The following is a 271-nucleotide window of genomic DNA, read 5'->3' as shown; positions in this document are numbered from 1 at the left end:
GCGCTGGCCGGCTGTAGCAAGCAGCCTGCCTCGCAGCAGGACCTCGACAGTCTCGACAAGGAACTGACGCAGGGTAACGCCGCGGGTCGCAATCCTGCGCTGACCGCGTCGCTGGCGGATCAGATCATGGTCGACCCGGCGCTGACGCAAGGATCGAACGCCAACGCCGTTCGCCCCCCCAACCGCCCCGATCCGCGCGCGGTGCCGCCGGCCGACATCGCCAGGACGGACGACAGGGTCGACCCGAAGACGCTGCGCAAGGCTCCCGCCC

Annotated in this window: 1 protein-coding gene; it reads left to right on the top strand. The window is 70.5% G+C overall.

The window, feature by feature from the left end:
* Positions 1 to 271, top strand: a 271-nt coding sequence (locus AC0IYH_RS31675; RefSeq protein ID WP_471838214.1) for a hypothetical protein, incomplete at both ends; no start/stop codon positions are given.

The sequence above is a fragment of the Pseudomonas sp. AC463 genome (assembly GCF_979253585.1).
This window is presented reverse-complemented; position numbering and strand designations above follow the sequence as displayed.